The 19,119-nt window shown below is 41.9% G+C and carries 19 protein-coding genes; 12 read left to right on the top strand and 7 right to left on the bottom strand.

Annotation, left to right across the window (positions count from 1 at the left end; genetic code table 11):
• Window positions 1-22 precede the first annotated feature (22 nt).
• The 9 genes from H3T75_RS07440 (at window position 23) to iscX (ending at window position 6,364) form a co-directional block, all read left to right on the top strand.
• Window positions 23-1,237 carry an IscS subfamily cysteine desulfurase gene (locus H3T75_RS07440; protein WP_025330176.1) on the top strand — a complete coding sequence of 405 codons (1,215 nt, stop codon included), beginning with the start codon at window positions 23-25 and terminating at the stop codon, window positions 1,235-1,237.
• 133 nt (window positions 1,238-1,370) lie between these two features.
• On the top strand, window positions 1,371-1,754 hold the full coding sequence (iscU, locus tag H3T75_RS07435; protein WP_025330175.1) for a Fe-S cluster assembly scaffold IscU: 384 nt from the start codon (window positions 1,371-1,373) through the stop codon (window positions 1,752-1,754).
• A 1-nt stretch (window position 1,755) separates the two neighbouring features.
• Window positions 1,756-2,034, top strand: coding sequence for a hypothetical protein (locus H3T75_RS07430; protein WP_198211413.1), 279 nt, complete (start codon window positions 1,756-1,758; stop codon window positions 2,032-2,034).
• A 33-nt stretch (window positions 2,035-2,067) separates the two neighbouring features.
• On the top strand, window positions 2,068-2,388 hold the full coding sequence (gene iscA / locus H3T75_RS07425; protein WP_025330173.1) for an iron-sulfur cluster assembly protein IscA: 321 nt from the start codon (window positions 2,068-2,070) through the stop codon (window positions 2,386-2,388).
• Between the two features lie 145 nt (window positions 2,389-2,533).
• On the top strand, window positions 2,534-3,037 hold the full coding sequence (gene hscB, locus H3T75_RS07420; RefSeq protein ID WP_198211412.1) for a Fe-S protein assembly co-chaperone HscB: 504 nt from the start codon (window positions 2,534-2,536) through the stop codon (window positions 3,035-3,037).
• A gap of 89 nt (window positions 3,038-3,126) precedes the next feature.
• On the top strand, window positions 3,127-4,995 hold the full coding sequence (gene hscA, locus H3T75_RS07415; RefSeq protein ID WP_198211411.1) for a Fe-S protein assembly chaperone HscA: 1,869 nt from the start codon (window positions 3,127-3,129) through the stop codon (window positions 4,993-4,995).
• 53 nt (window positions 4,996-5,048) lie between these two features.
• Window positions 5,049-5,675: a glutathione S-transferase family protein gene (locus H3T75_RS07410; RefSeq protein ID WP_198211410.1), complete on the top strand. Its 627-nt coding sequence runs from the start codon at window positions 5,049-5,051 to the stop codon at window positions 5,673-5,675.
• 72 nt (window positions 5,676-5,747) lie between these two features.
• On the top strand, window positions 5,748-6,089 hold the full coding sequence (fdx, locus tag H3T75_RS07405) for an ISC system 2Fe-2S type ferredoxin (RefSeq protein WP_025330169.1): 342 nt from the start codon (window positions 5,748-5,750) through the stop codon (window positions 6,087-6,089).
• A gap of 80 nt (window positions 6,090-6,169) precedes the next feature.
• Window positions 6,170-6,364, top strand: a complete 195-nt coding sequence (gene iscX / locus H3T75_RS07400; protein WP_198209715.1) for a Fe-S cluster assembly protein IscX — start codon at window positions 6,170-6,172, stop codon at window positions 6,362-6,364.
• A 132-nt stretch (window positions 6,365-6,496) separates the two neighbouring features.
• Here iscX and fetB read toward each other — a convergent pair whose 3' ends face one another.
• The 6 genes from fetB to ribF all read right to left on the bottom strand — a co-directional run bounded on the left by fetB (window position 6,497) and on the right by ribF (window position 13,387).
• Window positions 6,497-7,375 carry an iron export ABC transporter permease subunit FetB gene (gene fetB, locus H3T75_RS07395; RefSeq protein WP_198211409.1) on the bottom strand — a complete coding sequence of 293 codons (879 nt, stop codon included), beginning with the start codon at window positions 7,373-7,375 and terminating at the stop codon, window positions 6,497-6,499.
• A complete protein-coding gene (locus tag H3T75_RS07390; RefSeq protein ID WP_078474330.1) occupies window positions 7,293-8,009 on the bottom strand; it encodes an ATP-binding cassette domain-containing protein in 717 nt (238 codons plus the stop codon). Before H3T75_RS07390 ends, fetB begins: the two co-directional genes overlap by 83 nt.
• The gene (ispH, locus tag H3T75_RS07385; protein ID WP_037475651.1) at window positions 8,006-8,947 is read right to left on the bottom strand and encodes a 4-hydroxy-3-methylbut-2-enyl diphosphate reductase; all 942 of its coding nucleotides are present in this window, start codon (window positions 8,945-8,947) and stop codon (window positions 8,006-8,008) included. Before ispH ends, H3T75_RS07390 begins: the two co-directional genes overlap by 4 nt.
• Window positions 8,948-8,990: 43 nt before the next feature.
• Complete coding sequence (lspA, locus tag H3T75_RS07380; protein ID WP_037475735.1) at window positions 8,991-9,476, bottom strand: signal peptidase II; 486 nt, start codon at window positions 9,474-9,476, stop codon at window positions 8,991-8,993.
• Window positions 9,477-9,580: 104 nt separating this feature from the next.
• Window positions 9,581-12,367 carry an isoleucine--tRNA ligase gene (ileS, locus tag H3T75_RS07375; RefSeq protein WP_198211408.1) on the bottom strand — a complete coding sequence of 929 codons (2,787 nt, stop codon included), beginning with the start codon at window positions 12,365-12,367 and terminating at the stop codon, window positions 9,581-9,583.
• Window positions 12,368-12,457: 90 nt separating this feature from the next.
• On the bottom strand, window positions 12,458-13,387 hold the full coding sequence (gene ribF / locus H3T75_RS07370) for a bifunctional riboflavin kinase/FAD synthetase (protein ID WP_198211407.1): 930 nt from the start codon (window positions 13,385-13,387) through the stop codon (window positions 12,458-12,460).
• Between the two features lie 235 nt (window positions 13,388-13,622).
• On the opposite strand from ribF, the gene H3T75_RS07365 reads away from it, so the two are divergent.
• From H3T75_RS07365 to H3T75_RS07355, 3 genes are all read left to right on the top strand, one after another.
• Window positions 13,623-14,372, top strand: coding sequence for an amino acid ABC transporter permease (locus H3T75_RS07365; RefSeq protein ID WP_025330161.1), 750 nt, complete (start codon window positions 13,623-13,625; stop codon window positions 14,370-14,372).
• A 573-nt stretch (window positions 14,373-14,945) separates the two neighbouring features.
• Complete coding sequence (locus H3T75_RS07360) at window positions 14,946-15,980, top strand: NAD(P)-dependent alcohol dehydrogenase (RefSeq protein ID WP_084549961.1); 1,035 nt, start codon at window positions 14,946-14,948, stop codon at window positions 15,978-15,980.
• A gap of 462 nt (window positions 15,981-16,442) precedes the next feature.
• Entirely contained in the window at window positions 16,443-16,991 is a 549-nt protein-coding gene (locus H3T75_RS07355) for an RNA 2'-phosphotransferase (protein WP_198211406.1), read from the top strand.
• 51 nt (window positions 16,992-17,042) lie between these two features.
• On the opposite strand, the gene H3T75_RS07350 is transcribed toward H3T75_RS07355, so the two are convergent.
• Window positions 17,043-17,636, bottom strand: a complete 594-nt coding sequence (locus H3T75_RS07350; protein ID WP_198211405.1) for a hypothetical protein — start codon at window positions 17,634-17,636, stop codon at window positions 17,043-17,045.
• Window positions 17,637-19,119: the final 1,483 nt, after the last annotated feature.

Genomic DNA, 19,119 nt, shown 5'->3' with positions numbered 1-19,119 from the left:
GATATTTAAAGAGAACACGACAATGACCGTAAAACTTCCTATCTACCTTGATTATTCAGCTACAACACCGGTTGATCCGCGTGTGGCTGAAAAAATGATTCCTTACTTGACGGAATTTTTTGGTAATCCGGCATCCAATAGCCATAGCTTTGGCTGGCAGGCAGAAGAAGCCGTAGAAAATGCACGCAATGAAATTGCTGCATTGATTGGTGCGGATTCTAAAGAAATTATCTTCACTTCAGGAGCCACTGAATCTGACAATCTGGCATTGAAAGGTGCGGCACAGTTTTATGCTAGTAAAGGTAAGCATCTGATTACGGTCAAAACTGAACATAAAGCTATTCTGGATACCATGCGAGAGCTGGAAAGAGAAGGCTTCGAAGTTACCTATCTAGGTGTACAGGAAAATGGTTTGATTGATATGGCAGAGCTGGAAGCTGCTATCCGTCCTGATACAACCTTAGTCAGTGTGATGTGGGTAAATAATGAAATCGGTGTGATTCAGGATATTGCAGCTATTGGCGCACTTTGTGCTGAAAAAGGAGTTATTTTTCACGTCGATGCCGCTCAGGCTACCGGTAAAGTTCATATTGACGTAAAAGCCAATCAGATTGGTTTGCTGAGTATGTCTGCACACAAAACCTACGGCCCTAAAGGAATTGGTGCTTTGTATGTACGCCGCAAACCCCGTGTCCGCCTGAATGCACAGATGCATGGCGGCGGGCATGAGCGTGGTTTCCGTTCCGGCACACTGGCTACTCATCAGATTGTCGGCATGGGTGAGGCATTCCGTCTGGCGCGTCTGGAAATGGATAAAGACAATGCTCATGCTAAAGCACTGCGTGACCGTTTTCTCAATGCAATTAAAGGTGTTGAAGAAGTATATATCAATGGTGATTTACAACATCGCGTGTATCAGAATCTGAATATCAGCTTCAATTTTGTTGAGGGTGAGAGTCTGATTATGGCTGTTAAAGATATTGCTGTTTCCAGCGGATCTGCCTGTACTTCCGCAAGTCTGGAGCCAAGCTATGTACTGCGCGCACTGGGTCGCAATGATGAGCTGGCGCACAGCTCTCTGCGTATTACATTCGGACGTTTTACTACCGAAGCCGAGATTGATTATGCTGCTGAACTGATTAAATCCAAAATCGGTAAATTACGCGAATTGTCTCCATTGTGGGAAATGCATCAGGAAGGCATTGATTTGAGTAGTGTCGAATGGGCAGCACATTAATCAGCTCAGACTGAAACGATATATTCTGCCCTGCTATATCGCAGGGCTGCACACCAAAAACAGGTTATTTGCTGCGAATATAAAAGTAATTGTAGTTATTCTGGCATTAGAAGAATTGTAAAAGGAACTTATTATGGCCTACAGTGACAAAGTCATTGATCATTATGAAAATCCGCGCAATGTCGGCTCTTTTGAAAAGGGTGACCAGAGCGTGGGTACCGGTATGGTAGGCGCACCAGCCTGCGGCGATGTAATGAAATTACAAATCAAAGTAAGTGATAACGGTATTATTGAAGATGCCAAATTCAAAACTTATGGCTGCGGTTCTGCTATTGCTTCTTCAAGTCTGATTACAGAATGGGTTAAAGGTAAGAGTCTGGATGAGGCTTTGGCTATTAAAAACAGTGCCATTGCTGAAGAACTAGCATTACCGCCAGTAAAAATACATTGTTCTATTCTGGCAGAAGATGCTATTAAGGCTGCTGTAGCTGATTATCGAAAAAAACATAACGAGTAATATGATGATTTTTGGCAGTACCGCAAATAACAACGAACCCACTACTGAAAATAATGACAATCAATCGGTTAATGCAGTACGCCTAAACGATATCAGAATGTGTACCAGTCAATTTTGCCTGGAATGCGGTGAATCAATATCATCTGAACATCAGCTTGAGTTTTCTGGTACACGTTTTTGTATTAACTGTGAAGAAAATATTGCCATTAAGCGCTCATTTCTTTCATCTTACAAACGTCGTTTTAATCATAATTGTAAAAAACCTGAAGGTACTGCATAGTAAATTCAGGACAAATTTCCAACAGGTGAGAATATGATTTCTCTGACTGAAAAAGCCGCTAAGCATATTAGCAATTATCTGACCAAACGTGGTAAAGGCGAAGGTATTCGTCTCGGGGTTAAAAACAGTGGCTGTTCGGGTATGGCGTATACTCTTGAATTTGTTGATAACATCCAGCCGGAAGATCTATTGTTTGAACAACATGGTGTCAAAGTATTTGTTGATCCTAAAAGCCATGTTTATCTGGATGGTACTGAACTGGATTTTGTTAAAGAAGGATTACAGGAAGGTTTTAAATTTGCCAACCCCAATGCCAAAGATGAATGCGGTTGTGGTGAAAGCTTTCATGTTTAAATAAATAACCCTGTTGCCGGAATGTCGCAAAATTCTGCTGGCTGATAAGCAAAATACAGCATTACAGCCAAATTTTGCGAAAAGCCTGTTTTTCATGTCCGGTATCTTTAGCTTTGACCCAATTTTCACCATAAAGGTGAGCCACATGAACCAATACTTTGCGCTTTTTCAATTACCTGAACAGTTCAATATTGATGATAAGCAACTGGAGCAGAATTATCGCTTGCTGGCAGCACAGTGCCATCCGGATAAATTTGCTGCCAGAAGTGCTTTTGAACAAAAGCAGGCCATGATGATGGCTGCTACCGTTAACGAAGCTTATCGTATTCTGAGCAATCCGCTTGACCGGGCTGCATATTTATTGAAACAACAGGGAGTAGATGCGGATGCACCAGAGCATACGCACTTTCCGGCTGAGTTTTTAATGCAGCAGATGCAATGGCGTGAAACACTCGAAGACGCCCGTGCAGAAGCTGATTGGACAACACTTAAAGAACTTGCAGCAACTATTGAGCTCGAACAAACCGGCTTATACCAGCAACTGGATGCGGCCTTTATTCAGAATCAGCCGGAAAAAGCAGCAGAATTGGTACGCCAGGGGCGTTTTTTACACAAATTACAAAGTGAAATTCAAGCTGCGCTTCCCTGACATCATCAGAATCAATGTATCAGAGATATGCTTTGATAAAAAATCGAAGTATTAAGTAATATTTAAGAAATCAGGACTAAATTCAGATTATGGCTTTATTGCAAATTGCCGAACCCGGCCTTTCCGCTGTACCGCATGAACATCGTCGTGCTGTAGGCATTGATTTAGGCACAACTAATAGCTTAGTTGCAACCGTACGCAGTGGTTATGCCGAATGTCTCGCAGACGAACAGGGAAGGATTACCCTGCCCTCTGTTGTCCGCTACCAGCAGGATAGCGTACCGGAAGTAGGCACAGATGCATTAAAAGCACAGCGTATCGATCCGGCCAACACCATCAGTTCAGCTAAACGTCTGATTGGCCGTACTCTTGAAGATATCAATAATCAGTCTGAAACCCGTTATCTGCCCTATCATTTTACTAATGATGAACACATTATCAGCATTCACACTCGTGCAGGAAATAAAACCCCGATAGATGTCTCTGCAGATATTCTCCGTGTTTTGAAAACCCGTGCAGAAAACACACTCGGTGGTGAACTTGCCGGCGCAGTGATTACCGTACCGGCCTATTTTGATGATGCACAGCGCCAGGCAACCAAAGATGCCGCCCGTCTGGCCGGTCTGCATGTTTTACGCTTACTGAATGAACCCACCGCGGCTGCAATTGCTTATGGTCTGGACAATGCCGCTGAAGGAACATTTATCGTTTATGATCTTGGCGGCGGAACATTTGATGTTTCAGTTTTAACCTTAAGCCGCGGTCTGTTTGAAGTAAAAGCAACAAACGGTAACAGTGCTCTGGGTGGTGACGATTTCGACCAGCGTTTGTTTTGCTGGTTGCTGGAACAGAATAAATTATCACAGTTAAATGCTCAGGATAGCGCATTATTACAATCACTTTCACGTGCAGCCAAAGAAGCTCTGACTAGTGAAACATCAACCACCATTGCCGCCACTCTTTCTAACGGACAAAAAATTCTCACTGATATCAGCCGTGACACTTTTCATCAGCTAACTCAGCCTCTGGTAGCCAAAACACTGGAGCCGGTTAAACAGGCAATGCGCGATGCCGGCATCAGTAAAAGTGAGATAAAAGGGGTAATTATGGTAGGCGGAGCTACGCGCATGTTGCATGTACAGCAGGCTGTAGCCACTTTCTTTGGTCAGACTCCGCTGAATAATCTTAATCCGGATGAAGTCGTAGCATTGGGAGCTGCAATGCAGGCCAATGTACTGGCAGGCAATAAAAATGATGATGAATGGCTGTTACTGGATGTAACCCCGTTATCACTCGGGCTGGAAACTTATGGCGGACTGGTTGAAAAGGTTATCCCGCGCAACAGTACCTTACCTACAGCACGCGCTCAGGATTTTACAACCTTTAAAGACGGGCAAACAGCCATGATGATCCATGTTGTACAGGGTGAGCGTGAATTAGTCGCAGACTGCCGCAGTCTGGCACAATTCACACTCCGCGGTATCCCGCCGATGGCCGCCGGAGCAGCACGCATACGGGTAACATTTCAGGTTGATGCCGATGGTCTGCTTTCTGTTTCTGCTCGCGAACAAACTACAGGAGTACAGGCTCATATTGAAGTAAAACCTTCGTACGGACTTGACGATACCGTTATTACCCAAATGCTGAAAGACAGTTTTACTCATGCACAAACCGATGCCAGACAACGTGCCCGTACAGAAGCCACAGTAGAAGCAGAAAGCATTATTGTAGCGGTCACCAATGCACTGTCTATGGACGCAGACTTACTTAGCAATGATGAACAACAGGCTATTCAAACTGCATTGGAACACACCCGACAACAAATCCGGCAAGGAGATGCTCAGGATATTCGTGATGCTATTCATGCATTGAATCACGCAACTGATGAATTTGCTGCCAAACGCATGAACCGCAATATCCAACGTGCTTTACAAGGTAAAAACGTCAGAGAAATCTGATATTTCAAATGCAGACAAATTGAACTGTCTGCCGATACAATGGAGATAACATCATGTTAAAGCTATATTACATACCAAATACCTGTGCATTTATACCGCATGTGGCACTAGAATGGAGCGGACTTGAATATACCGCTGAAGAGGTAGGCCGCGACACAATCAAATCGCCGGAATATCTGGCACTGAACCCTCAGGGGCAAGTACCATTACTGACTGACGGCAACTGGGCACTGCGTCAGAATGTGGCAATCATTGATTACATCAATGATCTTGCACCGGATAAAGGTATCTATGGCGTTACAGCACAAAATGATCCCAAAGCACGCGCTCTTGCCCGCCAATGGCTGGCCTTTGCCAATTCTGATTTACACATGAGCTTTAAACCTTATTTCTATGCAGCACGCATGGTAGATGATGAAAAAGCACAGGAGAATCTGAAGGCCTATGCTAGCGCTACTCTGAAAAATTTATTTTCCTTCGTTGATAATATTCTTGCTCAGCAGGATTATCTAACTGGCGATAATATCACTATTGCAGATGTTTACATTTTTATAGAAGCACATTGGACAAAAAGATGTAACATTGATCTGAGCGCATATCATAATCTGAGTAAATTCTATCAGCGCGTAAGTGCTGATGCCGGTGTATCCACCGTGCTAAAAGTACAAGGTATAATTTAATAACATTTTCGGCGTGAATGGTTTTATTTTAAAACCGGACACGCCTGCTTTATTTAGAAACACGGAATTACCATGCCCAAAATTACTGTACTGCCCCATCCTCAACTCTGTCCTGAAGGTAAAGTTTTAAGTGACATTCCCACAGGAACCAGTATTTGTGATGCATTACTTGAGCATGATATTGAAATTGAACACGCCTGCGAAAAATCCTGCGCCTGTACAACCTGTCACGTTCTTATCCGCAAAGGATATGATAGCCTGCCTGAACCGACTGAACAGGAAGAAGATTTACTTGATCAGGCATGGGGGCTGGAAGCCGATTCACGCCTGAGCTGTCAAGCACGTCTGGCTGATAGTGACGTTACCATCGAAATTCCCAAATATACCATCAATCATGCACGTGAAGAGCATTAACCTTACTTGATAAGAATACTCTCTAAACCGATTGATTTAATAATATTTTTTAATTATCTAATTAAGTGCAGGCTTAAACCATGAAATGGACTGATATACACCGAATCGCCGAAGAACTGGCCGACCGCTACGAAGACATCAACCCTACCAGTATCCGCTTTACCCAACTACGTGATCTGATACTGGCTTTACCAGAATTTGATGACAATCCGGAGCACTGCGGCGAGCGCATACTCGAAGCAGTTCAGCAGGCATGGATTGATGAAATTGCCTGAATTTAGTCATCTAAACTTATCAGAATATCCGTACAAATAATGATGTTACAGATGATGTCCGGCTTATAACTGAAACAAACCGGTTGCCAACTTCTATAGGCAACCGGTTTGTTTAATATATAAATTAAATCACTAAATCTTATCAGCTTTTCTGCGTCTCAAACGCCAGCTGCAAAATTGCCAGCAACGATTAAATACATGCCGGTAAACAAAAACCGCACATAATAAGCAACCACCGGCAGAACCGGCACAAATCAGAAACATAGTAAATAGCTGAAACCTGATTGCCTGATCAGGAGAGGCACCGGCCAGAATCTGCCCGGTAATCATACCCGGCAAGCTTACCAACCCCACTACACTCAATTGATTAATTGTTGGCAACATCCCTGCTACTACCGCTGAACGCGCAGTATCCCGATAAGCCTCCCAGCCTGTAGCGCCCATAGACAGCATCACTTCTACACGAGCCTGCTGCTGACGTAAATCCTGTGTTAAACGGTCCAGACACAATGCTACAGCTGTCAGACAATTACCCAATACCATCCCCAGAAGGGGAATCACATACTGCGGTGAATACCATGGGCGGATATGCAGTACCGCATATAATCCCACAGCAGCACTTAACCACGAAGCCAGCCATACAGATGATAAAGCATCACGGGTCAGACCACGATATACATAACTGCCCCGTGAACGCGCAGAAAAACCGGCAATCACAGTCATAACAACAATTATCAGCAGTACCCAGTACCATTGATTAGAGGCAAATATCCATTTTAATAACAAACCCACAACGGACAGCTGCACAATAGCCCGAACTGCTGAAATCAGAATACGTTTTGTCAATCCAAGCTTCAGCCATAATGAAACACCGGCACTCACCAGAATCAGCAATGAAGCCAGAGCCAGTTCTGCAACACTAATATAATTAGTTCCCTGCATTATTGCCTCCCGCCCGTGGTGATTTTCTGGTGTGAGTAATCCGGCCGGCATCCAGATACCAGATTTCATCACCTACCTGATTAATCTGCTGCTCACTATGTGAAATCCAAATATAGGCAGCCTGAGGATTATCTTCCTGCCATTGACCGACCAGCTTTTGTACGGCCTGTGCCGAATCTTCATCCAGAGAAGCCGTTGGCTCATCCAGCAGCAAAACCGGCGGATTTAATTGCAATATACGCAACAGACACACCAGCTGAGCCTCTCCTCCGGATAAATCCGTTGCATCCCGTTCCAGAAAATTACCATCTTTACCCAGACTCTCTAACACCCGCTGTACATTATCCGGCTGAAATTTTTTATGCTGATAATGATGCAAAGTAAAAGGTAAAAACAGATTATCACGCACTGTACCCGGAACAAGCACCGCCTGCTGCCGTACGTAAGCGATCTGGCTGCGATGCTGTGCAATACAGTGTGCATTCAGACGAACCGGCTGATTATGACAATACAGCGTGCCCGAAGCTGGTAAATCCAGCAGAGAAATCGTACGTAAAAAAACCGATTTTCCTGCCCCGGATGCACCGCTGATTGCCACACGCGCACCAGCCCAGAGCTGAAAATCGATATCCTGTAATAACATCCTGCCATCATCATGGGCACGCTGACACACACCCTCACCGGATAAAATCGGCGTATTCATGATGAGCCACGCAGTTCTTTCGGTAGAACAAACATAATATTTTCCTCCACACCAGCACCTTCGGTAACTGTCGGGTATCCCCAGGAAACAATAGTTTGTACAACATCATTCACCAGTACCTCAGGTGCTGAAGCACCGGCTGTAATACCAACCTGATGCTTACCACTGAACCACTGTGTTTGCAGACAGCCGGCATTGTCAACCATATAGGCATCAACACCCAGTAATGCTGCCACTTCACGCAAACGATTACTGTTCGAACTATTAGGAGATCCCACCACAATCACCACATCACAGGTAGCAGCCAGTTTTTTCACTGCATCCTGACGATTGGTGGTTGCATAACAAATATCCTCTTTATGCGGACTTTTAATGTGAGGAAAACGCTGTTTTAAAGCGGCAATAATACCGCTGGTTTCATCAACCGAAAGCGTTGTCTGGCTCACATGCGCCAGCTTTTCTTCATTGCGGACCTGTAAACTTGCCACATCAGCAACTGTTTCCACCAGCAACATCACACCCGGCGGCAATTGCCCCATCGTTCCTTCAACTTCAGGATGGCCTTTATGACCAATCATAATAATCTGATAACCCTGTTCATCCAGCCGAGATACCTGTCGGTGAACCTTAGTTACCAGAGGACACGTAGCATCAAAAATACGAAAGCCGCGTGCAACTGCTTCCTGCTGTACAGCCTGAGATACACCATGAGCAGAATAAATCAGCGTCGCATCAGGAGGCACATCATCCAGATTTTCGATAAATACCGCACCCTTATTGCGCAAATTATCAACCACAAACTTATTGTGTACTACTTCATGCCGTACATAAATCGGAGCACCATACTCTTCCAGTGCCCGTTCTACAATACTGATAGCACGGTCTACACCGGCACAGAATCCACGCGGATTGGCCAGTAAAATCTTTTTGTCACTCATTAAACATCCCGTTACCTGGCTGAATTCATCACAGACGAATCAATCAGACCGCCTTTTTCTTCTGATGGAAAATACTTTCCAGCACCAGCAACACCGCACCGACACAAATCAGGCTATCAGCAACATTAAATGCCGGATAAAACCAATTATGGTAGTAGAACAATAGAAAATCAACCACATGCCCGTGCACCAGCCGGTCTGTTACATTACCTGCGGCCCCTCCTATAATCATGGCTGCAGCAACTTTACCCAGCTTTGCGAATTCATCACGGATAATTGCACGTAACAGATAAACACAAATCACCAGAGCCAGTCCCATAAAAAAGAATTTTTGCCAACCTCCGGCATCTGCAAGAAAACTGAACGCCGCGCCGGGGTTATATGTCAGTGTAAGATCAAAAAAACCCGGTATTACCGTAATTCTTTCCAGATATTGAATATGGCATAAAACCAGATACTTCGTTAACTGATCAGCTATCAGCCCAGCAATAATAATTGCACCATATAAAAACAATTTTTTACTCAGCATAACCTTCCCTAAAAACCAAACAGGCGTAACCGGCCAAACCAATTACGCCTGAATCATTCAAATCATGCCAAAATAACCGGCAATATTAAAATCATTAACCCGCATCAAGCATATAACCGCTGTTCACCGGCACCATCGATATTAAGTGCACAACGACCGCAGATTGTCGGGTGTTTCGGGTCAGAACCCACATCATTTGTATAATGCCAGCAACGTTCACACTTAGTACCCTGATCAACAGTGACCGTAGCCGACAGCTCATCACCCTGCTCAACAGTAACCTTGGCAACCATCAGCACGAAGCGCAACTCATCTCCAATTGCCGTAACAAAAGGCAGAATATCCGCCGGTACTCGAATAGCCACATCGGCCTGTAATGACGAACCAACATTCTTATCAGCACGCAAAGGCTCAATCGCCGCATTAACAGTATCTCTTACTGCACGGATTGCCTGCCACTTCTGCGCCAGACCGGCTAATTCCGCCTCAGCCATAGACGGGAACACATGTGCAGTATGATACAGCACACTATCCTCATCATTACCTGTTAAAACAGCCCAGGCTTCTTCAGCCGTAAAGCACAGAATCGGACTCAGCAGCAACACCAGATTACGCGTAATATGATAAAGCGCAGTTTGTGCACTCCGACGGCCATGGCTGTCTGCCTGCATTGTATACAGACGGTCTTTCAGAATATCCAGATAGAAAGCACCCATATCTTCCGAACAGAAATGCACAATATCCTGTACCGCAAAATGGAATGCATAACGGGTAAAGTGATCATTGGCTACGCGCTCCTGCAACTGCTGAGCCAATACCAGAGCATAGCGGTCCAGCTCAAGCATATCTGAAATCGCCACTGCATCCGTTTCCGGATTAAAATCACTCAGATTGGCCAGCAAAAAACGCAGCGTATTGCGCAAACGACGGTAGCTTTCAGAAACCCGTTTCAGAATTTCATCAGAAATGGCCAGTTCACCGGAGTAATCCGTAGAAGCAACCCACAGGCGCAGAATATCAGCACCCAGACTGTCATTGACCTTTTGTGGTGCAACCACATTCCCAACAGATTTGGACATCTTCTGTCCATTACCGTCCACCACAAAACCATGCGTCAGCAACTGTTTATAAGGAGCACTGCCAACCGTTGCACAAGCTGTCAGCAATGAAGACTGAAACCAGCCGCGATGCTGATCCGAACCTTCCAGATACAAATCAGCCGGCCATGCCAGTTCAGGGCGCTGACGCAATACTGCATAATGCGTACTGCCCGAATCAAACCAGACATCCAGCGTATCCGGCAGCTTTTCATATTCATCTGCATCAGCCCCTAACAGCTCATGCTTATCCAATGCAAACCAGGCTTCAATTCCGTGCTGCTCAATCCGCTTAGCTACCTCTTCCAGTAACTCAGCCGAACGCGGATGCAACTGACCGGTTTCCTTATGCGCAAAAAACGCCATCGGAGTACCCCAGTAACGCTGGCGGGAAACCACCCAGTCCGGACGCCCTTCAATCATTGCCTCCAGACGCGCACGTCCCCATGCAGGGAAAAATTCAGTAACATCAACAGCATTCATAGCCTTATTGCGCAATGTTTTACCATCGGTACCTTCCTTATCCATACCGATAAACCACTGACCGGTTGCCCGGTAAATCAATGGTGTTTTATGGCGCCAGCAATGTGCATAACTATGGGTAATTTTGCCATTAGAGAGTAACTTACCTTCTTCCGCAACCCAGTCGATTACCACCGGGTTACCTTCCCAGACTGTCATACCGGCTAACCGTGGCACATCACTGATATAGCGCCCTTCAGCATTTACCGGGTTATACAACTTAATTCCATAGCGCAGACAGGCAAAATAATCATCCAGACCATGTGCCGGAGCAGTATGTACCATACCAGTACCAGCCTCGGTAGTAACATGGTCACCCAGTAATACCAGAATATCTCTATCCAGAAACGGATGATTTAAATGCAGATTTTCCAGTTGCCGGCCAGCTGTTTCAGCCAGTACCGCCGTATCATCCGCACTAAAACCAAACCGGGCTAAAGCCGCCTCAGCCAGCTCTTTAGCCAGCACCAGCTTACCTTTAGGCGTATCAATCAACTGATAAACCACTTCAGGCCCAACACAAATTGCCTGACTGGCTGGCAAAGTCCACGGAGTTGTTGTCCAGATAACACCATATACCTCACCCGGCAGCTCATTCAATCCGAAAGCTTTCGCCACAGCAGCATTATCTTTAAACTGATAAGCCACATCAATCGCATAAGAAACCTTATCCTTATACTCTACCTCTGCTTCTGCCAGCGAAGAGCCGCAATCCAGACAGAACTGTACCGGCTTCTCACCACGATACAAATAACCGCCCTGCTGAATTCGTCCCAGCGTACGCACAATATCTGCCTCGGTTTGATAGTCCATAGTCAGATATGGATGTTCCCAGTCACCCAGTACACCCAGACGCATAAAATCTTTTTTCTGCCGGTCAATCTGTTCCCGTGCATATTCCCGGCATAACTCGCGGAATTTTGCAGCCGAAATATTCTTGCCGTGCTTTTTCTCCACCATCAGCTCAATCGGCAAACCGTGACAATCCCAGCCCGGAACATATGGTGCATCAAAACCAGCCAGCGTCTTACTCCGGATAATAATATCCTTCAATACCTTATTTACTGCATGGCCGATATGAATATCACCATTTGCATATGGAGGACCATCATGCAGAATAAACTTAGGTCTTCCCGCTGCCAGTTTACGCAGTTTCTGATAACGCTTCTGTTCATACCAAGATTTCAGCCAGCCGCCTTCACGCTTGGCCAGATTACCGCGCATCGGAAACGGCGTATCCAATAAATTTACTGTTTTACTATAGTCAGTCATGACTTTCTCTTTAAAATATATTTAACTTTTAATATTCAGAATAAATTCAGTTCAATAAATTTTACGGCCACCCGAACATAATCCTGCTATTCAGGCAGCCTGCCATATTCGGGCAGCTTCCATATCAGCAAAAATCTGCGTCTGTAACGCAGCCAGCGACTCAAATTTCAGCTCATCGCGCAGCTTATGCAAAAAATGCACCTGTAAACGCTGCCCGTATAAATCATCTTCACAATCAAAAATATGCACTTCAAGCTTTTGTAAACTGCCCGAAGACACAGTCGGGTTTTTACCAAAACTGGCTACCCCGCGCTTACGCCCGAAAGCTCCGGATACATCGACCACAAATACCCCGTTCAGAGCATAGTGCAAAGCCGGTAAATGCACATTAGCAGTAGGACAACCCAGTTCACGCCCCAGTTTGGCCCCGTGCTTCACACGACCGCTCAGCGTATACTCGTGCCCCAGCAACAACTGTGCATAAGCCAGATTACCCGAAGCCAGTGCCATCCGCACCGCAGTACTGGATGCGCGCACATCTTCAACCACAATTGAAGGTGTGTGCTCAGTAACAAACTCATTCTGCGCCTGCAATAAAGTAAAATCACCGCTGCGCCGTGTACCGAAGCGGAAATCATCACCTACCAGCAAATAGCGCGTGTGCAAATGCCTAACCAGCATCTGACTGATAAAATCCATCGGTTGCATAGCTGCAAACTGCTGATTAAACCGCACAACATAAACCGCATCAACACAGCCGCTTGCAGCAAGCAGATCCAGCTTATCGCGCAGCGGAGTCAGACGAAACGGAAAAGTTTTCCCTGCCTGCTGCGCAAAAAATTCCTGTGGTTGCGGCTCGAACATCATCACCACCGAACTAAGCCCGCGCTGTCCGGCTTCCTGACGCAAACGCATCAAAATATGCCGGTGCCCGCAATGAACCCCGTCAAAATTACCGATAGTCACCGCAGTACCATCCGACCAATCCGGCTGCTGCCCGCTCCCCAACCAAACTCGCATACAATTCTTGAATAAATCAAATAATAAAACGTATCATTGTAAACATTTCAGCTAACCTTAGCCAGCGCAATTGCTCAGGATTTTCCAGCCGTTTCAACCATCAAATCCACTTTATTCTCAAGAACAAACAAATTTTAATACAGTTATCCCCCTATTTCTTGCTAAAATAGCCGCCAACCTGACGCTAAGGCTATCAATAGCCAGCAACACCTCAGAAAATTTATTAGGTAACACAATGGCCTTTCGTTTTGACATCATCTACGAATACCGTGAAATGTTTTATTACGGTGCGCTTACAACACTCGGCGTCACCCTGATTTCCACATTTATGGGCACACTTCTCGGTCTGATTTTTGCCCTTGCACGCATTATCCGCATTGAAAAAGGCGGGCTGCCCATGCGTGCTTTCGTATGGTCATTGCGCCAGATTTCCCTGCTCTATGTAACCATTTTCCGTGGCACACCCCTGTTTGTACAGATTTTCATCTGGTATTTTGTCTGGTTTCCACTGCTCATCAACCCTGCTGACGGTCTGATTATCAGCGGCGATCTGGCTGTCGAACTGCGCCGCAGCTACGGTGCACTGATTGCCGGCGTACTTGCACTTTCAGTTAATTCAGGAGCCTACATTACCGAGATTTTCCGTGCAGGCATCCAGTCAATAGACCGTGGACAATTCGAGGCCTCCCGCTCTCTTGGTCTGAGTTATACACAAGCCATGCGCTATGTCATTCTGCCACAGGCTATCCGCCGTATGCTGCCGCCAATTGGCAACGAATTTATTACCTTACTTAAAGACAGCTCACTTTTATCCGCCATCGCCGTAGTCGAACTGGCTTTTGCTGCCCGCGCAGCAGCCGGACGTTATCTTAACTACGAGACACCGCTATACACCATTGCCATAATCTATCTGATAATGACCATCGCCTTAAGCTGGTTCTTCTCATGGCTGGAGAAAAAATACAATAAAGGTTATCAGCACTGAGCTTAGACAGAAATCAACAACATGAGAACAGGACGGTTAAAAATCAACCGTCCTGTTTCATTTTATAAAATAGCAGAATTCAACCTCATAACACCAATGTACAAACTGATTTATAGCTTTACTGACACCAGAGTCAAATCAATTACATTTATTACATATGGTTTTCCGACCCAATCAATATTATTGCAAACCAGCTATTTCAAATTGCAAATCCAACACTGAAAAAATCTATTTGAATCAGCTATCAAATATTAATCATCATAAATAACACCAGTCAGTTATCGATTAGTATCAATGATGAAACTCATCAGGAGACATATATCAAAAATACCTTAATTGATACAGCTTTATTTACATTTTAAAAATTTGTACTATAGATTTAAACAAAATCCAGAATAAAAAAATCAGATAAATCAGCAGAAAAATACAAATTTAATTTAAAAATAACATAAAAAAACAGAACTATTAAAATAAACAAAATATATAATAAAAACTAGTAACTTGACACAAATTAAACAAATTGATTAACTATTAACTTATATATTTATCTTATCAACAGAAAAAGAGAAAAACATGAAAGCTGTCAGATTGCATGCACAACACGATATCCGCATAGATGAAATCGAAAAACCAAAACCCAAAGCTGGTGAAATACTGATTAAAATCGGTGCAGCCGGCGTGTGCCACTCAGATATACACCTGATCGAAAGTGGTATCCCTGCTGGTGCGCCTGCATTTACCCTAGGACATGAAAATGCCGGATGGGTTGAAGAACTAGGCGAAGGAGTAACTGATTTTAAAGTAGGCGATGCAGTCATGGTATACGGACCATGGGGTTGCGGACATTGCCAGCCTTGTCAGCAATCTATGGAAAACTACTGTGAACATCAGTCGGAATCTCCGATCCTCGGCGGTGGACTGGGTACCAATGGCGGCATGGCTGAATACATGATTGTTCCTTCCAGCCGTTTACTCGTACCTTTGCATGACCTGCACCCGGAAGAAGTGGCCCCTCTCTCCGATGCAGCCTTAACTCCCTATCATGCAATTAAACGTTCTGCCGGCAAAATAACACCATCTGCTTTTGTTCTCGTAATCGGCATAGGTGGTTTAGGACATATGGCTGTACAAATCCTGAAACAGCTATATTCAGCCACCATTATTGCCGGTGATATTAATGATGAAAAACTGGAACTGGCCAAAAAATATGGTGCGGATTATGTAATACGTACCGACCGCGATACCGATAGCATTGTCGAAGAAATTACCCGTATTACCGGTGTGAAGAAATGTGCCGTCGTACTTGATTTTGTTGGTAATAAGCCAACTCTGACTTTGGGCGCACAAACAGTCGGATTAAACGGCGACTGGACAGTAGTTGGTCTGGGTGGCGGCAAACTCGACTGGCACTGCATGAATCAGCCATGGGGAGCATCGCTTTGTACACCCTATTGGGGTTCACGGGTTGAACTGATGGAAGTACTGGACATGAAAAGAAAAGGTATTATAAATATCGAATACACCACCTACCCCCTTTCACAGGCTCTGGAAGTATACGATAAATTGATTAAAGGGCAGATTAATGGCCGTGCAGTACTGATACCTTAATCTTTCCTAATAGAATCAGGCTGAGCAATATGTATAACCACAGCCTGATTCTATAAAATCCACGTGCTCTGGAGCGATAAACAATTAATTACTATCATCAATAAAAAACCATCCGGTGGCTGTTGTATCAACGCAGACCAAGCTTAAAAATAAAATTTGTTTCGCAATAACTCATTCTCATTAACAATTTTACTGACTTCATATATTTTTTACTGCATCACTACCATCAATACTTTTAGTTATCCTCCTAGTAAAAAAATTAATCCTCTGAATTTTCAAAAATTTTCCGGTATAACTAACTATTCTTCAACCAATCTTATGTTTTTAACATATACTATTTCTCGTTTTTAATATACATTCACTATATTAAAATCAGCCAACACAACACCAATGAACTAATACTTAACTTAATAAACTATGGTTTCAAATTAATACAATATAGAACATATGAATACAAAATTAATGTCAGAGAAAATTATCAAAACCAGTAAATTCCTAAGTTATATTCTAAGACATAAGCCGGAAACAATAGATATCACCTTAGATCAGCAGGGATGGGTAAATATAGAATACTTAATCAAACAGGCAAACCTGCATGGAGAACAACTCACCAGAAATATTATCGAAGTGGTTGTTAAAACAAGTGATAAAAAACGATTTACCATATCTGAAGATGGCTTAAAAATTCGTGCAGCACAAGGACATTCAACTGATCAGGTTCATATCAGTCATAATGCGCAAAAACCGCCAGAGTTTTTATATCATGGTACAGCCACAAGATTTATGGATTCAATCAAACAGCAAGGATTAATCGCAGGGAGCCGCCATTATGTACATCTGTCAGCAGATGTGAATACTGCGATAAAAGTCGGCACACGTCATGGCAGCCCTATTGTGCTGCAAATACACGCCTTAATAATGTATCAGGCAGGATATCAATTCTATCTGGCGGAAAATGGAGTATGGCTGGTTCAAACCGTACCAACACATTATTTACAACCATATGAATGAGCAAATAAATTATAAATATTTAAAAACAATATTTTATTAAAAACGAAGAGTTTACAAAATTTGTCTTTTCAATAGAGTTAACTCCTCATCAGATAGTTTATTTACTAACTTATTACTATTGATAATCGACGAAATATACTGAATAACTTCTTTATAGTCATTATAAAATAAGATCGAGAAAAATGATGTAATAAAATCAGAATTAATTCTATTTAATTTTTCAATTAGATCTGCAATATAATCCATCAAATCTTGCTTACTAAATAAATGATTTAATAAAGTGTTCATATTAAAGGGGTCAACGGAATTTCTGCATAGAATCTCCATTTTTTCCATTACTATATTTTTCAATTTATATTTTTGAGCACTATTAAAATCTCTCATCGATACAAAATAATAAGCAAAATTATCAAAAGTAACTTGGGATATTATTTTATCATCAGAAAACATATAAACTATAAATTTAAAGATTTCTTCTGATGAAACATCCATATGATAATAGTGTCTTGATAAAATATATATAGCTCTTCTTAATTGTTTTTCTGAAAGATTATCTAAATATTGTTTTAAATCATATCCAAAATTATTACTTTTTTTGATTATCTCATCAATTTCAATTTCAATCTCTTCATCAAAGGCACTCATTACTTTATTACTCCTCATAAATTAACAATTACTTTTTTGTGTAATCAACATTGTATTATACTTTATTATACAAAAAACATACTTTATTAAAAATAAAGAGTTTACAAAATTTGTCTTTTCAATAGAGTTAACTCCTTATCAGATAATTTATTTACTAACTTATTACTATTGATAATCGACGAAATATACTGAATAACTTCTTTATCGTCACTATCTAACAGAATAGAAAAAAATGATCTAATAAAAGCGGAATTAATTCTATCTAATTTTGCAATTATATCTGCAATATAATTCATTAAATCTTGCTTACTAAATAATTTATATATATTGGTATATCTATTTACCAAAATTCGATATCCATCGTTAATTTACTACCTAAATCAGCTATGAAATCTAACGTATTTTTTTCAAATATATATCTGATCGCTGTTCATTCTTATATACATGACCATAAATTGTGAATACAAAATCTATAGGTTTCTATAGCCGGGTTATATTTGAATTTTTCATACTTCCCCTGATAGTATATTTTGTCGGCGAAATTTCAAGTAATTTGGTTACACTATCTGGATTAAAATCTGGTCCGCATATTATAAATTCAATAATCAATTCAGTTTGTAACATTTTATTATCCTATCAGTAATATCCATTTAGAATATCATTTTCAGTTCCACCATGCCTGAATATTCATAAATTTATGTATATTTATTTACTATTTCAACTATTTCTTTCTAACTACCAATTTATGTACATAATCCTTTTATTTAAATAATTATCTTTTGCACTTTTAGAATTGCCCTAACTTTTATTTTAAACTGGTTCAAGTGATTCAGATATTGCTTTTCGGCAATAAGAATTATTTATTTTAACATTTTTATTCCTACTATTATCAATAAGCTTTAGTTAGCACATCAAAAGTAGCTATATTTCTTTTATCTAAATTTTATTTCATTTTTTTCCATATACCAGTTAATATGCTTTAACTTATTCCTACTACATAACATTTTATTTGCAATTCAAAATATTAAAATAGGCACAGTAATAAAATTTATATCCAAGTCTCTATAGGGAAAAAATTTCGTATGTTTAGTCATATTGGTTTATATAACCATTTTTGTGATTAGCTGAATTTGTTTATCTTATTTCGTGTAGACATTATAATTTTAGAAGATAGATTTATAAAATTATGAGTAATATATATCTAAAAAAATATTGCTTTGCTTTGAAAGGAATAAGCCTAGCAAAATAATTTTTTTAGCAAAACTGGAATTTAAATAAATTTTTGTATATCACTCATGGTAAAAAAGTCCCTGTTTAAGAACAGGGACTTTATATTAGCTTTATTAAATGCTTAATTTTTTTTAAGAATTAAGGACCACTTCATTCAAGTATTCCTTTTGTAAATACCCCATTGTTAGCACACAAACCAAGTAGAAAATCATGCTATTTGTTTCATGTTTCTATATTCAATTGGTGTCATATT

The sequence above is a fragment of the Snodgrassella sp. W8135 genome (assembly GCF_016101225.1).
In the GTDB taxonomy this organism is placed as follows: Bacteria; Pseudomonadota; Gammaproteobacteria; order Burkholderiales; family Neisseriaceae; genus Snodgrassella; species Snodgrassella alvi.
The sequence above is the reverse complement of the archived record's forward strand: the minus strand, read 5'-3'. Positions and strand labels throughout refer to the sequence as shown.

What these genes read in the sequence shown, in the direction of transcription:
- iscU (WP_025330175.1), top strand. Translation starts at nt 1,371, where the DNA reads ATGGCCTACAGTGACAAAGTCATTGATCATTATGAAAATCCGCGCAAT.
- H3T75_RS07440 (WP_025330176.1), top strand. Translation starts at nt 23, where the DNA reads ATGACCGTAAAACTTCCTATCTACCTTGATTATTCAGCTACAACACCG.
- fetB (WP_198211409.1), bottom strand. Translation starts at nt 7,375, where the DNA reads ATGAAATCTGGTATCTGGATGCCGGCCGGATTACTCACACCAGAAAAT.
- ileS (WP_198211408.1), bottom strand. Translation starts at nt 12,367, where the DNA reads ATGACTGACTATAGTAAAACAGTAAATTTATTGGATACGCCGTTTCCG.
- H3T75_RS07355 (WP_198211406.1), top strand. Translation starts at nt 16,443, where the DNA reads ATGTCAGAGAAAATTATCAAAACCAGTAAATTCCTAAGTTATATTCTA.
- hscA (WP_198211411.1), top strand. Translation starts at nt 3,127, where the DNA reads ATGGCTTTATTGCAAATTGCCGAACCCGGCCTTTCCGCTGTACCGCAT.
- hscB (WP_198211412.1), top strand. Translation starts at nt 2,534, where the DNA reads ATGAACCAATACTTTGCGCTTTTTCAATTACCTGAACAGTTCAATATT.
- lspA (WP_037475735.1), bottom strand. Translation starts at nt 9,476, where the DNA reads ATGCTGAGTAAAAAATTGTTTTTATATGGTGCAATTATTATTGCTGGG.
- H3T75_RS07365 (WP_025330161.1), top strand. Translation starts at nt 13,623, where the DNA reads ATGGCCTTTCGTTTTGACATCATCTACGAATACCGTGAAATGTTTTAT.
- iscA (WP_025330173.1), top strand. Translation starts at nt 2,068, where the DNA reads ATGATTTCTCTGACTGAAAAAGCCGCTAAGCATATTAGCAATTATCTG.
- H3T75_RS07350 (WP_198211405.1), bottom strand. Translation starts at nt 17,636, where the DNA reads ATGAGTGCCTTTGATGAAGAGATTGAAATTGAAATTGATGAGATAATC.
- H3T75_RS07430 (WP_198211413.1), top strand. Translation starts at nt 1,756, where the DNA reads ATGATGATTTTTGGCAGTACCGCAAATAACAACGAACCCACTACTGAA.
- ribF (WP_198211407.1), bottom strand. Translation starts at nt 13,387, where the DNA reads ATGCGAGTTTGGTTGGGGAGCGGGCAGCAGCCGGATTGGTCGGATGGT.
- H3T75_RS07360 (WP_084549961.1), top strand. Translation starts at nt 14,946, where the DNA reads ATGAAAGCTGTCAGATTGCATGCACAACACGATATCCGCATAGATGAA.
- iscX (WP_198209715.1), top strand. Translation starts at nt 6,170, where the DNA reads ATGAAATGGACTGATATACACCGAATCGCCGAAGAACTGGCCGACCGC.
- H3T75_RS07390 (WP_078474330.1), bottom strand. Translation starts at nt 8,009, where the DNA reads ATGAATACGCCGATTTTATCCGGTGAGGGTGTGTGTCAGCGTGCCCAT.
- H3T75_RS07410 (WP_198211410.1), top strand. Translation starts at nt 5,049, where the DNA reads ATGTTAAAGCTATATTACATACCAAATACCTGTGCATTTATACCGCAT.
- ispH (WP_037475651.1), bottom strand. Translation starts at nt 8,947, where the DNA reads ATGAGTGACAAAAAGATTTTACTGGCCAATCCGCGTGGATTCTGTGCC.
- fdx (WP_025330169.1), top strand. Translation starts at nt 5,748, where the DNA reads ATGCCCAAAATTACTGTACTGCCCCATCCTCAACTCTGTCCTGAAGGT.